We start from the raw sequence: 14,424 nt of genomic DNA, 5'->3' as shown, positions 1-14,424 counted from the left end.
GACCTACACCGCGACGCTGTCCACCGACGATGCCTGGGCCACCTTCACCGCGCCGCACAAGGCCGACGAGTACACCGTCATCCAGCACGGCGATCGTCGCCTGTGGGACCAGGCGATGGGCGCCTACCTCTGGTGGCTCGGCAAGGGACGGCCCGGACGAGACCGCTACGGCATCACCGTCAACAGCGAAGAGCAAACCCTCTGGCTGGACGAACCCGACAGGCCCGTGGGCTAACCAGGAACATCAGCTCCTGGCACGCGAGGGCCCGTGATCAACTCCCCGGCACAGCCGTTCTGACCCCTTCGCCGACACGCTCTCCCGGCCGACGCTACGCGCCGGACAACAACTCCTTGACCAGTGACGTTTTCGCCGCCGTATACGCCTGACGATCATTGACATGCTTCACGGCGAGCTGGCGCTTGAGCTGGGCGTACGCCCGATGCGCAGCCGGATCGGAACGAAGCCGGTCCCGGAACTCCAGATACGCACGCCACTGCAGGCCACCATGCCGCACCGCATGAACGTCCGCGACACGATAAAGCGGCCGGGGCTCCAGAACGAACAACCACCCGACCTCTTCACCCTTATCGCCGCGGAACCCATAACCGAGCGCGGTCACGACATCCACAACATCGACAAGCTGCGCATCGGGCGCCAGGCCGACCGCGATATCCACGATCGGCTTGGCCGGAAGCCCCGGCACCGAGGTCGACCCGACATGCTCAATGGCCACCGCCTCACCACCCAGTGCAGGACGCAATGCCGACGCAAGCTGCTCATACACCTCCGGCCAGCCGGGCTGACTATCCATCACCCGGACCGACCCCTTGATCAACCCCAGCCAGGCCTCGTCCCACTCAGCACGCACAAGACCATTCTGCCGAACCTCGAACGCACCGACCCGCCACACCAAGACAGGGCTGCAGCTGTCCTGGACACCTGCACACGACACACACCCCTCCAACCAGGGAGCTTCCCAGCACTGCTGGTCGAGATAAGCGCCGAAAGGCGCGGGTCGGTGAAGGGCTCGGTCCAGCCATCTGGGGCCGGCTCATGTTCGTTTTCGGCGGTCAACGCCCCGGCTCACAGCTGAGATCTCTGCGACAACGGCGACGAGAAGAGCGGCGACAAGTTCCCGAACTTCAAGCCGCTTGGCGATTCCACTTCTCTACCTGACTCGGCCTGGAATCGAGAGCGACGCCACCGCCCACAACCGCAACCCACGCATGTCGCCCATTCGGCCACCTGACCAATGCAGCGATCTCGGACATGCACGCAGGTGAATCCGCAGGTCGACACCGACGGCTCGAAGATTCTTTACAAAGATGCCTCACGACCGCGGAACGTCGAGGTCACGGCGCTTGTGAGCACCTGTGCGGCTTTACCTACACCGCGTAGGCGCGCTGAATGGTCTCCATCATCGCAGGTCGCTGGGGTTCTGAGCGAATCATCGGCAGCGCGTAAGCACTCCCTTGTGCTCATGGAGTGCTCATGAAGTGCTGACGCCATCGCGGATACATGACGTCATCGATCCGTCAACGACCTCCGGGGGCGTCATGACCAACCACCAGAACAACCATCAGCGACCGGTCCGCGCGATGGCCGGCGATCGTCCGAACAACGCGCTGATCGTGGCTGAACGTTCCTTCCTTCTACTGGCATCGGCTCCAAGCCCGCTGTCGATCGACGGGCGAGCAGTCGGGCACGGCCTGCCCCCACGGCCTGTGGACCTGCAGGAGCTGCAGCTGCGGCTGCTTGAGCAAGGCGCGTCAGATGAGCTCAAGGACGCCGCGTGGCGAGAACTGCTCAATCAAGCCCGGACCGGTGACCCCGCGTGGATCGTTGGCTGCATCGGCGTGGCCATGCCCGGTCTAAAGGGCACAGCCGCACGGGTCATCCGTTCGAGCCCAAGCCAACTCGTGGACGACATCATCTCGGAATTGCTTACTGAGTTCGTCGCTCAGCTGACGCGTATCGATACCAAGCGCCCACATATCGCGGCGCGTCTGATGCTTTGGGCCCGCAAGGGAGCGCTTCGTGCCCGCGGTAGAGAGGACCGTGCCCTCCCCTGCGATCCAACCCAACTACCGGAGCTACCAGATCGCGCGCCCGCCTTCAGCGTCGACCCGGCCGTCCTGCTATTGGATACCGCACGTCAGCGAATCATCAGCCGGGAAGCGGCCGAGCTGATCATAGCGACACGTCTCGATGGCTCATCCGTCCAAGAACTCGCCCTGACCAAAAGGATAGCAGCGAACAAGCTGTACAAACAGCGGCGTATCGCCGAGTCACGCATCGCCGCCGCAATCCAAGACGGGCGGATCTCTTCCATATCGGCTGCTCCAGCCTCAGGAATGTGACGCGCGCAAATCAGGTACTCGACCACTCAAGGTTCGAAACCCTCTTGCCCACCGAAGGGCCGCGCCTGGCGGACGTGGACTGGGTGTCCCCGCGTGCCCCCTTGGCAATCGGGGAACCCGTCAGCCTGCGACCGGTGGGCGGCCACGAGGTGTTCTTACAGTTGGCGTACCGGAGCTGATGGGTCGGACCTGACCGCACGGAGCAAGCCAAGGCAGTGCACGTCGTCTAGAAGTCTCATCAGACCACGGAGCAACAGCCGACCAGCCCTGTGGCGGATGGCGCGAATCGCGGCAGCGTGAATCCCGGCGATGCTCATCGGTGTTGGCGCCTAGTCGATCAAACCTTGGAGGCGCTCAAGCGGCAACGCCCGGAGAAGACGTTGGCGAGCAGGAGGAGAACGCCCAGGGCTGGTCACTGGAAGAAGAACCGCCTGCTCTTCAATGAGCGAGCGGGAATGACTGACAGCGGCCAGCCTCAATTCCCCACGTACGGCCAGTCAGATCATGACGCTGAGTGATCGGCGAGGAGGTGAAACGAGCGAGCTGAGGTCGGGCGGTGGGGTGGCCCCGGCGGTGTGCCGGGGCCACGGGGATGAGTCGATGCTGGTTCTAGTTGAACTGGAACAGGGCGGTGTGGTCGGTGCCGTCGGCCAGCTTGAGGTGGAAGGTGCGGCAGGTGCCGGCCCAGTCCTTGTCGGTCTTCCACACGTAGGTGTAGCGGCCGCTGCCGGAGTCGTAGGTGAGGCCGGAGTTGGAGTTGGTGGTGGTCTCGACGGGGTCTTGTGTGCCGGTGCCGCAGGTGGTGGCCTGGGAGTAGGGCGAGTTGTCGGCCAGGATGTCCAGGCCCTGGTCGCCGTCCAGGGAGAACTTGATCGGGATGCTGCGCCCGGCGTTAACGGTGTTGAGCACGGGCGGGTTGTCGACGGGGGCGAAGAACCCGGTGAAGGAGTAGGGCGGGGTGCCGACGATGGTCAAGGTCGGGCCGTCTTGGGTGGCGTCGCTGCCTTGGCCTGTGGTCCGGAACTGGTTGCGGACCGAGAAGCTCTGGTCGGGTGTGCCCGGATCGATCTGCAGGGTGATGGAGACGTTGAAGGCATCGCCGGGGGCGAGGTTGCCGATGGTGACGGAGTACCCGAGCCCTGCCAGTTCGGTGCAGGTGGTGGAGCACGCGGCGACCGAGGTGAAGGATTGCAGGCCGCCGCCGCCTGCCTGCTCGTAGAGGCCGACCCGGGCGTTGGTGTAGGTGTCGTCGGAGGTCCCCGACACCGTAATGGTGACGTTGCCGCCCGGGGAGACGGTCGCCTGGGACAGCGATACCGACATGCCCGGGTAGGCCCATGCTGGCGCGGTCGCCGCCAGCGTGAGCGCCGCGGCCACGGCCAGGATCGTGGTGACGGCGGTCACCAGGCGCGTGATCGGCCGCCGGGTGGTGCCCGATGGCAGGGAGGCTGTGCTGTCGGGCTGCGCCGGTACCGGGCCTGCCGCACCGGCCCGCGGTGCGCCCGCCTGCGGGCCGGGGGAAGCGGTGTGTAACATGATGCCCCTTTCCTGCGTCGAGCCGCGGCGGCCCCTCGACGGGGCCGGCTTGACGCGGCGCGACGCCTGCGCGTGGCCACCCGCCCCCTGAGATAGTGCACGGGGCGGAGGCCCGCACTCCCGGGCGGCGCGCGGCTTGATCCGTCGATCCTGCGCCGGGGGCCGTAGAAGCCTGCCGTAGAAGCCCCCGCACCCGTTACCCGAACGGATCATTCGCCTACCGTGAGTGATTCCTCCCAGGATGGCCGCTGTCCGAGCATGAACGCCAGAGGGCGCCGTCCTGCGAGGCAGGGACACGCGTCCCGTCCACGCCGGGCGTGGGTCCGCTTTGCTGTCACGCATGCTCCAGGCGCACTCCTGCGCTGGACGAGCGGTGCCCGGATCGGCGATTCGTCAGGCTGGAACCCTCGGAAGGTTTACCTATACGAGTAAGGAGACCTTCCGCATCCACAGCTCCACTCCCGAACGTTCGGCTGACCCCACGCGATCACTAAGCGTGAAAATCCACGGCCAGATAGCTCCCCACTAACTGGCCGCCAGTGGGAAATCGCAGCTGGCCGCCAACAAATGACGAGGCTCATTCGGGCCAGCATGCACCCAATACGAACAACGCCGACAAATAGTGGCGAACAGGTCGTCTTGCCGGGCCGGGAGAGGCAAGTACGGCGCTTGTGATAGATGCCAGTGACATACTGTGACCAGGGTCTTCGGCGTCCGCAGAGGAGGAGGTGTTCTGTGACTCGCGATGACACCGCGGAGGGGAGGTCGGACGATGATGTTGCAGCACCGCCTCTGGCCCGCAAGGTCGACTACCTGTTCCGCCGGATGCATCCGGATGAGCGCGGACCCTACTCCCTCCAGGAGGCTGCGGCCGCGATCGAGGAGTTGACCGGGGAGAAGATCTCGCACAACACCCTGTGGAAGCTGCGGACCGGTAAGCACGACAATCCCACCAAGCGGGTGTTGGAGGCCCTGGCAGCATTCTTCGGCGTGCCTCCTTCCTACTTCTTCGACGACGAGGTGTTCAGGACCGTCGAAGAACAGATCGAGTTGTTGACCTTGCTACGCGATACCGGGGTACGCGGCGCGCACCTGCGTAGTTTCCTCCAGTTGTCGCCCGAGGCTCAGCAGATGGTCGGTGAGCTGATCGAGTCGACCGCTCGCTTGGAGCGGCGCGCCAGGCCGGACGATGCCGATTCCTCTCCGTGTAGCTGAGTAACCCATGACACAATCACAAGAAGTAGCGAAGCGATCACACTAAGCTCTGTCGGTGGGTGCGAGCACTCGGCGTGGATACCGGGGAGGTGACCTAGTGCGGGGAGACGCCCTACGACGGCGATGTCGGACTCGTGTGGAGGCGTTGGGGGTCCCTGAGCCGTGGGATTTTGAGCAGTTCTGTGTCGTTGTTGCTGCTCATACGGGCCGCACGCTACACGTGATGCAGATCCCGGCCATGCCAGAGGGCCTGTGCGGCTTGTTCGTCTCCACCGCCCGTACCGACTACGTGTACACCACGACGGAGACCACCCAGTTCCATCGCGAGCACATCGCGTTGCACGAGATCGGCCACCTGCTCGCCGGCCACCAGGGTGAGGTCAGCGTGGGCGATCTGGCCACGATGTTGCTGCCTGATCTAGATCCCGCATTGGTGCGCGCAATGCTGGGACGTACCACCTATACCAGCGAACAGGAACGCGAAGCAGAATACTTCGCCACCTTGGTCATGAACCGGTCGCGGCCTTGCCATACCGGCCGTCGAGTCGCTCCTACCGATCCAGATGTCGCCGCCGTACTCGACCGTTTGGACAACGCTTGGGGACGCCGCTCCGCGTTCCAGCGTTCCGGGCCGGCCGAGACGGCCGCACCCGACGGGCCACGAGCGAGGCGACGCAAAGGGGAGCCGAGCCAGTAGTCAGTGCTAACGAGCGGCCGACACGCACATCGGGGGCTGTTGGTGATCAACGTAGTGTTCTGGACGGTGGCCGCAGCGGCGTTCGTTGCGGCAGGTTTCAAGGCATACAACCTTCGCAGTCCTGATGCCCCGCCCGGGCTGGGCTCGACATGCCTGCTGCTGGTGACGATCGGACTGGCATTGGTGCTGATCTCGGACGGGGCACAGCAGGCAGAGAACGCGTTATACCCGAATCTGGGTCGTCTGCTGTCCAACTTGTGCACGACGGTTGCCGCCTTCGCAGCCTTGGCGCATCAACTGAGCGTCACGTGCCCGCAGGTGGAGGCCCGGGTGCGCATCCGTCGCTGGCTGGTGGCGTTGCTGGCCGCCGTGACCGCGATGACCGGGCTGTTCGTGGCCAGTCCGCTGCCACCGGTCATCGGGGATTTCGGCCCCTTGTACCGCGGCCGTCCAGCTCTGGTCGGCTACATCCTGATCTTCGTGGTGTTCTTGGGGTGGTCCTTCACGCGCCTGGCAGTGATCACAGCAAAGTACGCAGGCCCTGCCGCACGGCCCGCACTCCGCACCGGCCTGCGGATAGTGACCCTCGGATGCGTCCTTCTAGTCGTCTATCTGGTTGAGAAGACGGTGGTGGTGGTCTCGCAGTGGCTGCAGCTGGGCCCGCTAGTGCCGGGGCAGGATCAGCCGTGTACAAGCCCGTTGCACCCTCCCGGATGCGTGTTCGCTGTCGGGCTGCCCTTGCTCGCGGCGCTGGCGATCACGATAGGCATGACCTTGCCCGCGTGGGGCCCGGCCGCAGCGGCTCCGGTGCGGTGGCTACGGTACTGGCGGATCTATCGGCGACTGGACCCGCTGTGGAGGGCGTTGGCAGCGGCGATGCCGCAGATCGTCCTGCCCCGGAATGGCCCAGATCGTTTCAGCTACCGCTACGGGGTGCACCGCCGGGTTATCGAGATCCGAGATGGGCTGCTGATCCTGGGGCCCTATCGCCACTCGAAGGGAACATGCCGGGTCGAGACCAGCGCAGGTGGTGCCGAACTCGATGCTCGGCAGGCAGCGGCACTCCACGAGGCGACCTCAGTCCGCATGGCCTTGGCCGCCTACCTGTCGGGACATCCTGCTGAGACACCCATTTACAACACCACCCTCGCCGAAGCCGCTCCCCCGACCGGGCGCGAGCGCAGAGACACGACGACCAGCGGCACGGGAAGCGATCTGGGCAGCGAGGTCGACTGGCTGATGCGCGTGTCCTTGGCGTTCTCCGCCTCGGCCGACCTGGTTGAGGCCCTCGTTGAAGCGCCTCGTACACGTCCATGACGCCTGAGTGAGCTGGATCTCGAATGAGGAGTCACTTGTGTTCGACGTCGATTTCCACCGCGACCCCTACCAGGTCTATGACAAGTTGCGCAGCCAGGGCCCGGTGCAGCAGGTGAAGGTCGCACCTAACGGCCATCACACCTGGATGATCACCGGATACGCGCAAGCCCGTGCCGCCCTGACCGACCCACGGCTGAGTAGGGACACCCGCCGCTTCGGACACCTCTTCGGCGACCGCCGCGACATCGCCCCGGCGTTGCAAGCCAACATGCTGGCCACCGATCCCCCCGACCACACACGGCTACGGCGCCTAGCAGCCCAGGCGTTCACCGCCACCACAGTGGAGCGGCTCCGCCCCCGCATCCAGCAGATCACTGACCGGCTGCTGGAGACGATCGCGCCCCAAGGCGCCGCCGATCTGATCGCCGAATTCGCCGTACCATTGCCGGTCACCATCATTTGCGAGCTACTGGGCCTGCCTGAACACGACCGCACGCAGCTCCGCCTCTGGTCCAACGCCATGTTCACCACCGGCGACACCACCATCCGCGACCAGGCCTCCCATCACATCGCCGACTACATGGCGGCCCTTGTCGCCAGCAGATGCCACCGCACCGAGCACGACGCGGGCTCCGGAGGCGAGGACGGAGATCTACTCGACGCCCTGATCGCGGCCCGCCAACGCAGCGACCGCCTCAGCCAGCAGGAACTGGTGTCGCTGGCGACGCTCTTGCTGATCGCCGGGCACGAGACAACCACCAACCTGATCGGCAACGCCGTGCTGGCTCTGCTGCTCCACCCCGCTCAGCACGCCGCCATGGCCGCCACACCCGACCGGCTCGCCTCAGCCATCGAGGAGTTCCTGCGCTACGACTCCCCGCTTGGGATCGCCACCGTCCGATTCACCACCCAACCGGTCGCGTACGACTCGACCATCATCCCCGCCGAACAGATCGTCATGATCGGTATCGGCGCCGCGAACCGCGATCCCGCTCACTACCCCGCCCCCGCGACCCTCGACCTCACCCGCACCGGCGCCCCGCATGGCCACCTGGCCTTCGGCCACGGCCCCCACTACTGCCTGGGATCTGCGCTGGCCCGCGCTGAAGCCCACATCGCCTTGGCCAGCCTGCTGCGCCGCTTCCCTGGTCTGCACCTGGACACTGCTGCCGAACCGCTTGCCTGGCGCGCGAGTCGGATGATGCGCGGTCTACACGCTCTCCCAGTTCGCTGGCACCCCAATCCCGGCTAGACCCGCATCGCGGACGAACCGGCCGCATCACAGCGCGGCATGAGCGATGCCACAGAGGTCCATCACTTCTGTTCCAAGCATCGAAGCTCGAATCGGCTCGCTTGGTTGACAGAGAGGCTCTGGATAACTACTCTCCGTATCAGTCCTTCACTTATAAGTGAAGATGATCGGTCAGGCGACAACACCACGGGGGTACACCATGGAGCAGGCCGCTCACGCACCAAGCAGGCCAGACGGGGAGATCACCAACGCCCGCACAGTCCTCGACCCGGCTGTGAACGCCCTAACGCGGCTCGTGCACACCTACGCACTGGCGCAGACGTCGGCATTCCGACCCGATCACTGGAGGGGTCTACAGCCTGACCCCTATGCCCTGCGACGCGCGAGCGATGCACTGGCCGATCGTGAGGACCTCGACCTCGAACTGACGGCCATCAGGATCGCGGCCGAAGCCATCGCGCTCAGTCCCACACTGCGCCGCGCCACCATGACCACCTGCGGTGATGTCCGCCGCGGCGTCAACTGGGCCGAGGGGGTGAGTTGGATCATGAACGCCGCACCGTCTGCCGTCAGTCCGGCCGCACTCATCACCGCATACCGCCTGCTGACCCAAGCAGGTGCCGCCGACCAGCACCTGCACGAGCGTGGCCTGCTGAGACCGCTTGTGCCCGTCCTGCCCGGCTAACCACTGGCCACATCACTCACCGCGATAGCGGGACGCAAGGCCAGCGCAAGCCAAAAGGGTGGAACAGGGTGCCGCGCTCCATTCGGCAAGACTGACAGCGCTCTCAGCCTGAACAACCGCCACTCACGGCGCACTAGGCGGAATCCCCGCGAACGAGCGCAACCCCTGCCTGAAAAGCTTTTCGGGGGCGGCGAGGTTCCCGGCAAGGCCCTCTTCATCGATCTGACGATCAAAAAGAAGGACGCGTAGACCGGCCCCGAGTCGGTCACGCAGCGCGCCCCACCTTGCTCTGAGGTTGGATCCACCAAGTGCTCAGTAAATTGAGCACGACAGCGATCACCCTGAAGCGCGCGCCTAGAAATCCATCGACTACTAGAAGGCCGCCCGGCATGCCCGGTGCATGTGTAGCGCCTCCTCAATCATCACCGGGCGATCTCGAACGTAATACGCGGCCAGGGTCCGTACAACTACTACTCTGTCGCCTCAATCGCGTTGATTGACAGCGACCGTATTGAGGCGCAGACCAACTAGCCTTACCGTGCCCACACCATCTTGTCCTATGCCAGCGGTGGGGCCTGAGAAATGTGAGCACCATGACCACAACCGTGACCAGGTGTACCAGCACTCGCCGTTTCACCGCACTGAGTTCGAGCGTTGGCTTGGCCCGCGACCAAATCGCGACCGCAGTTCATAAGTGGCGCCTTCCGGTGTCGTTGGACGATGCCGTATTAGTCGTCAGTGAATTGGTCACCAACGCCATCCGGATGTCGAGACCGACCGATCAGGTGATTCTCCATCTGCGATGGATCAGCATCGGGCTGGTGATCGGCGTCTGGGACTCTTCCACGACCATGCCGACCGTCGGCGCGCTCGGTGACCTGACACTGGACGACATCGTCCCCGACCCTGAAGCCCTTGGGCCCGACGACGACCGAACGGGCGGATGGGGCCTTCCCCTAGTCCAGATGGTGGCCGGCGCATTCCAAGTGGAGCGAACCGCCTCGCCGATCGGCAAGTGGGTGATCGCGCTACTCCCAACCATTGTCACAGGGATGAAGAACCAGGGTGGCGGTGTCGCCAACGTCTCGTTCGGGCTCCAGTCGGAGCTGGGAGAACAAGCACTTCAAACGATCAGGTGTATGGAGGTAGGAGCTTGCCCAGAATCAGTCGCAGAGGAACTCGACTCGGCCTGGTGATCAGCATGGTGGGGTCCGTGTTGCTACTGCCAGGCTGCAACACCAGCGACAAAGGCGTTGCCCTATCCCCATCCCCCGCTTCGGTCCATGAGCCATCATTGCCACCTTCTGGTGATCGAGAGCTTATTCGACAGACCTACCTGAAATTTGTAGCGATGTTGGACCGCGCGGGCTCTCTCGCAGCGAGTGATCGCCTACGGCAACTATCGACGGTAATGATCGAACCTCAACTCACTCGGGTGCTGAAGCGTATCGAGGAGATGAGGAACAAGAATCTCATGACGTACGGCACGGTGGCGCCCCACGTAAGAAGTATTCAGATCAACCTCGACAACGCCATCGTCTTGGATTGCCAAGATTCCAGTCGAGCGGGGCTCATAGAGGTAAATACGAGGCAGATAGTCAACCGGGGCGTTAAAGAAGGAAGCCTAAAGGCGCTATTGAACAAGAGCCCCGATGGTCAATGGCGCGTGAGCAGGTCAATCACACTCAATGAAGGATGCTGACAAATTGAGAGCATTCACGCTAGCGATAATCAGCGCGTTCTCTCCCGGTGTCTCAGCGTCGTTCCCGCACGATCCCATCCCACCTGGCGTCAACACCTACGGCTACCACTTCGGCGCACTTGACGATGGAAGCTCAACAAGCAACGAGGGGGGACGGCCGGCGGACGAGAGCAGCCATCTGGGCGCGGAGGAGAATGACATTGGACCTCATGATTGCCGGACGCTGAGCGACAACGTGCAGGTGTGTACGCCATCCTCTAAGGGCCGCGGTAAGTCACGGAAGTTGTCGCCGGCCGAGTTGGCGTTGACGAAATGGACGCGGCTTCCGGTTCCTGTGCCGGTTGTGAGGACGGCTCCACCTCGTTGGTCTGATGGGCTGGTGGGGTTGCCGGAGTGGTTCTGGGTGACGAACTGGCGATCTGTCAGTGGGCGCGCGGCTGCACGGGGAGTCTGGGCCGAGGTGACCGCCAGGCCGCAGAGCACGACGATCGATCCGGGGTATGGGCATCGGGTCGTGCGATGTAGCGGTGCGGGCACCGCATTCGACGAGTCCATGCCGGTGTCGTCGCAACGCACCGATTGCTCGTACACCTTTTCACAGTCGTCGGTTCATGAGCGGGGTGCGGCGTATCGGGTGCGAGTGACGGTCACCTGGGGCGGCACGTGGAGAGGGTCGGACGGATCGGGTGGGATGTTGCCACCGTTGAGCCGTTCGACAAGCCTTCGTATGCGGGTCGCCGAAGCGCAGGGCCTGTACGTACGAGGAACATCATGAAAGGCACCAGAAGGACGCTACCCCGGTCACGCGTACCGAAGCTGACAGGCGGTCCGGTCTCCATGTCGTCCACACGGCTGGCACGGCAGCGCCGTCCGGAGTGGATTGCCGTCGGGGTGATTCTGATGGCCTTTGCCGTGCTGGCGAACGTGCAGCTGGTCCGGTCGTCGAGCGCCCGAGAACCGGTGGTGCGCCTGGCGCGTGATGTCCCGGTGGGGCAACAGGTCGTTCATGCCGATCTGGATGTGGCCCGGGTGGCAGTGGACTCGGCCGTCCCGGTGATTCCGGACCGTCAGCTTTCAGAGGTCGTCGGGCGGCGTGCCTCGATCGGATTGCGCAAGGGGACGTTGCTGGCAGCCTCTCAGCTGACGGTGCAGCAGAGTCCGCAGCCGGGGCAAGCGCTGGTGACCGTTCCTGTGAAAGCCGGCGCATTGCCTCCCGGGTTGGGGCCGGGTTGGCGCCTTCGCATCGTGTTCACCTCTGGCGACCAGAACCCGAGTCCCGCAGGCGGGCAGGACCGTACGCCGGGCACGGCGTTGCCGGATGTCGAGGCGGTGGTCGATCAGGTGAAGGAGCCGGATGCCGAGGGTTCGGTGACGGTGTCGCTGCTGGTGACCGATTCCCAGAGCAGCACGGTGGCGAGGCAGGCGGCGACCGGGACGATCGTGCTCGTGGTGACAGAAAGGAGGGATTGAGGCGATGGCGTTGTGTTGCCTGATCTCGTCTGGCGGGTCGCCGGGGGTGACGACGACGGCGCTGGGTCTTGCGCTGACTTGGCCTGGCCGGGTGCTTTTGGCTGAGTGCGACCCGATGGGGCGCGGTGTGCTGCCGGGGTTCATGGCCGATCGGATACGGGAGCCTACTGGGCCGGGGCTGCTGGGCGTGGCGATGGCGGCCGAGGCCGATCCGCGGGCGGCGGTTCCGTTGGAGGAGTACGTCATGCCGATCGCGGACGACGGGCGAGTGGAGTTGCTACATGGTGTTCGTGATCCTCGGCATGGAGTCCGCTTGGCGCCCTTGTGGCCTCGGTTAGCTGAAGTGCTGGTGGAGCGGGACGGAGATGTCCTGGCTGACCTTGGCCGGGTGGGCGGCACCGACACCCCGGAGGACCTGCTGAAGGCGGCGCACCTGGTGGTCATGGTGCTGGGGTCCACGCTGCCGCAGGTCGATGCGGCGGCTCCGCGTCTGGACGCTCTGAAGGAGCTAGTAACGGATCCAGCGGCGATCGGGTTGTGCGTGATTCGTGAAGGTTCCTACCGTGCAAGCGAGGCCGAGCGCGTGCTCCATACGCCGGTGCTGGCGGAGCTGCCGTGCTCGCCGGTTGATGCGGCGGTCTTGTCGGACGGTGCTCGGCCTCGGTTGACCTTCAAGTCCTCGCTACTGGTTAGGTCGCTGGACGGCCTCGGTCGGCGGATCCGCACGCTCATGGCCACCGGGTCGCCGGATGACCACGCCACCGGGTCGCCAGGCCCGGTCGCGCCTGCCGCGGGAGGCCGCCGGTGAATGTGTCGGGCTGGACCTCGGCAAGAATGATCGGCACCGGCCACGCGGCCTTCAGGCCATCAGGATCCACTTCGTCGTCTCAACGGCCGACCGAGGGCAGCGATGTGGACGTGTGGGCGGCGGTGCGCCAGATCTCCATCCAGCTCGTGGATGCTCTTGGCGACGATCTGGATCACGCTCAGGCGCGGCAGTTGATCAGTGCGCAAGTGCAGGTGTGGATGCATGAGCAAACGGCCTCTGGGCGCGTCGTGCCTGCGGCTGAACAGCGGCGGGTGGCGCAATTGGTGTTCGATCGGCGGTTCGGGCTGGGAGCGCTGCAGCAGCTATTGGACCGCTCCGATGTGGAGAACATCGTGGTCAACGGTTGCGACCAGACCTGGGTGACCTTCACCGACGGCACCAAGAAAGCGGGGCCGCCGACCGCCGCGACCGACGACGACCTTGTTGAGTGGGTGCAGCTCCTCGCGCGGCGTGGCAATACGGGCCGGGAGTTCTCGCACGCCTCACCGCTGCTGGATGTCGCGCTCGCCGACGGGGTGCGCCTGGCGGTCGTGGGGTGGGTGTCTCGGCGTCCTCACCTGGCGTTCCGGGTTCATCGGCTGGTTGACATCAGCTTGCGGCAGCTCACCGGGCTGGGCACGTTGACCGAGCCGCTGGAGGGGTTCTTGCGGGCGGCGATCGGCGCGCGCCGCAACATCATCGTGTGCGGGGAGGTCAACACCGGTAAAACCACGCTGGTGCGGGCGCTGGCCAACGAGATCCCGGTGGAGGAGCGGATCATCACGTTGGAAAGTGATTTCGAGTTGTTCCTGGATGATCCCCGGTTGGCGCACCGACACCAGGATGTCGTTGCGTTGGAGGCTCGCCAGGCCAACTCCGAAGGCGTCGGGCAAGTGCGGTTGCAGGATCTGGTGCCGGCGTGCCTGCGGTTGAACCCTGACCGGGTGATCGTGGGTGAGGCTCGGCATGGGGAGCTCGCGCCCATGCTGGAGGTGATGTACTCCGGGGCGCGTGGGTCGATGTGCACCCTGCACGTCCACCGGCCCGAGCATGTGTTCAGTCGGGTCGTCCAGCTCAGCCGCCGCGCTGACCTCGGTCTGGCGGCCGATGACGTGCGCCTGATGTTCGGGCTGGCCGAGCCGCTCATCGTCTACCTTCGACGCGACCAGACCACCAACGACCGGTATGTGTCCCAGGTGATGGAGATCGGGCCGCCGGCAGACGCGGCCGAGCCGACCCGCAACGTCATCTTCACCCCCGGGACCGACGGACGCGCCGTCCCGGCCGGTGGACACATCAGCACCAGCCTTCTAGATGAGCTGGCGGCGCATGACTTCGACCCCGCGCTCCTGGCATCGGCGAGTGGGAGCTGGTCGTGATA

Annotated in this window: 12 protein-coding genes and 1 pseudogene; 11 read left to right on the top strand and 2 right to left on the bottom strand. The window is 64.9% G+C overall.

Annotated features, from left to right (window positions below):
• Nucleotides 1-235 (top strand): annotated as a pseudogene (locus AMA02S_RS43145) (methyltransferase domain-containing protein); the annotation flags it as partial.
• A gap of 94 nt (nt 236-329) precedes the next feature.
• Here AMA02S_RS43145 and AMA02S_RS38340 read toward each other — a convergent pair.
• Entirely contained in the window at nt 330-869 is a 540-nt protein-coding gene (locus AMA02S_RS38340) for a GrpB family protein (RefSeq protein WP_067469570.1), read from the bottom strand.
• A gap of 688 nt (nt 870-1,557) precedes the next feature.
• Between AMA02S_RS38340 and AMA02S_RS42570 the strand changes: the two genes are divergently transcribed.
• A complete protein-coding gene (locus tag AMA02S_RS42570) occupies nt 1,558-2,361 on the top strand; it encodes a hypothetical protein (protein WP_157431121.1) in 804 nt (267 codons plus the stop codon).
• A gap of 609 nt (nt 2,362-2,970) precedes the next feature.
• Here AMA02S_RS42570 and AMA02S_RS38330 read toward each other — a convergent pair.
• Nucleotides 2,971-3,897, bottom strand: coding sequence for a PxKF domain-containing protein (locus AMA02S_RS38330; protein ID WP_157431120.1), 927 nt, complete (start codon nt 3,895-3,897; stop codon nt 2,971-2,973).
• A 735-nt stretch (nt 3,898-4,632) separates the two neighbouring features.
• On the opposite strand from AMA02S_RS38330, the gene AMA02S_RS38325 reads away from it, so the two are divergent.
• From AMA02S_RS38325 to AMA02S_RS38285, 9 genes are all read left to right on the top strand, one after another.
• Entirely contained in the window at nt 4,633-5,112 is a 480-nt protein-coding gene (locus AMA02S_RS38325; protein ID WP_218005265.1) for a helix-turn-helix domain-containing protein, read from the top strand.
• A gap of 223 nt (nt 5,113-5,335) precedes the next feature.
• Complete coding sequence (locus AMA02S_RS38320) at nt 5,336-5,809, top strand: hypothetical protein (protein WP_157431119.1); 474 nt, start codon at nt 5,336-5,338, stop codon at nt 5,807-5,809.
• 42 nt (nt 5,810-5,851) lie between these two features.
• On the top strand, nt 5,852-7,126 hold the full coding sequence (locus AMA02S_RS38315; protein WP_067469539.1) for an MAB_1171c family putative transporter: 1,275 nt from the start codon (nt 5,852-5,854) through the stop codon (nt 7,124-7,126).
• 37 nt (nt 7,127-7,163) lie between these two features.
• Complete coding sequence (locus AMA02S_RS38310; protein WP_218005264.1) at nt 7,164-8,378, top strand: cytochrome P450 family protein; 1,215 nt, start codon at nt 7,164-7,166, stop codon at nt 8,376-8,378.
• 199 nt (nt 8,379-8,577) lie between these two features.
• Nucleotides 8,578-9,063 carry a hypothetical protein gene (locus AMA02S_RS38305; RefSeq protein WP_067469537.1) on the top strand — a complete coding sequence of 162 codons (486 nt, stop codon included), beginning with the start codon at nt 8,578-8,580 and terminating at the stop codon, nt 9,061-9,063.
• 593 nt (nt 9,064-9,656) lie between these two features.
• Nucleotides 9,657-10,259, top strand: coding sequence for an ATP-binding protein (locus AMA02S_RS38300; protein WP_067469532.1), 603 nt, complete (start codon nt 9,657-9,659; stop codon nt 10,257-10,259).
• Between the two features lie 1,277 nt (nt 10,260-11,536).
• The gene (locus tag AMA02S_RS38295) at nt 11,537-12,235 is read left to right on the top strand and encodes an SAF domain-containing protein (protein ID WP_157431118.1); all 699 of its coding nucleotides are present in this window, start codon (nt 11,537-11,539) and stop codon (nt 12,233-12,235) included.
• A 46-nt stretch (nt 12,236-12,281) separates the two neighbouring features.
• A complete protein-coding gene (locus AMA02S_RS38290) occupies nt 12,282-13,043 on the top strand; it encodes a hypothetical protein (protein ID WP_157431117.1) in 762 nt (253 codons plus the stop codon).
• Nucleotides 13,044-13,069: 26 nt separating this feature from the next.
• Nucleotides 13,070-14,422: a TadA family conjugal transfer-associated ATPase gene (locus AMA02S_RS38285; RefSeq protein ID WP_084266030.1), complete on the top strand. Its 1,353-nt coding sequence runs from the start codon at nt 13,070-13,072 to the stop codon at nt 14,420-14,422.
• Nucleotides 14,423-14,424 lie beyond the last annotated feature (2 nt).

It is taken from the genome of Actinomadura macra NBRC 14102 (assembly GCF_001552215.1).
Lineage (GTDB): Bacteria > Actinomycetota > Actinomycetes > Streptosporangiales > Streptosporangiaceae > Spirillospora > Spirillospora macra.
The sequence above is the reverse complement of the archived record's forward strand: the minus strand, read 5'-3'. Positions and strand labels throughout refer to the sequence as shown.

Coding starts and splice junctions, on each gene's coding strand:
- AMA02S_RS42570 (WP_157431121.1), top strand. CDS start 1,558: ATGACCAACCACCAGAACAACCATCAGCGACCGGTCCGCGCGATGGCC.
- AMA02S_RS38330 (WP_157431120.1), bottom strand. CDS start 3,897: ATGTTACACACCGCTTCCCCCGGCCCGCAGGCGGGCGCACCGCGGGCC.
- AMA02S_RS38320 (WP_157431119.1), top strand. CDS start 5,336: ATGCAGATCCCGGCCATGCCAGAGGGCCTGTGCGGCTTGTTCGTCTCC.
- AMA02S_RS38305 (WP_067469537.1), top strand. CDS start 8,578: ATGGAGCAGGCCGCTCACGCACCAAGCAGGCCAGACGGGGAGATCACC.
- AMA02S_RS38300 (WP_067469532.1), top strand. CDS start 9,657: ATGACCACAACCGTGACCAGGTGTACCAGCACTCGCCGTTTCACCGCA.
- AMA02S_RS38295 (WP_157431118.1), top strand. CDS start 11,537: ATGAAAGGCACCAGAAGGACGCTACCCCGGTCACGCGTACCGAAGCTG.
- AMA02S_RS38285 (WP_084266030.1), top strand. CDS start 13,070: ATGATCGGCACCGGCCACGCGGCCTTCAGGCCATCAGGATCCACTTCG.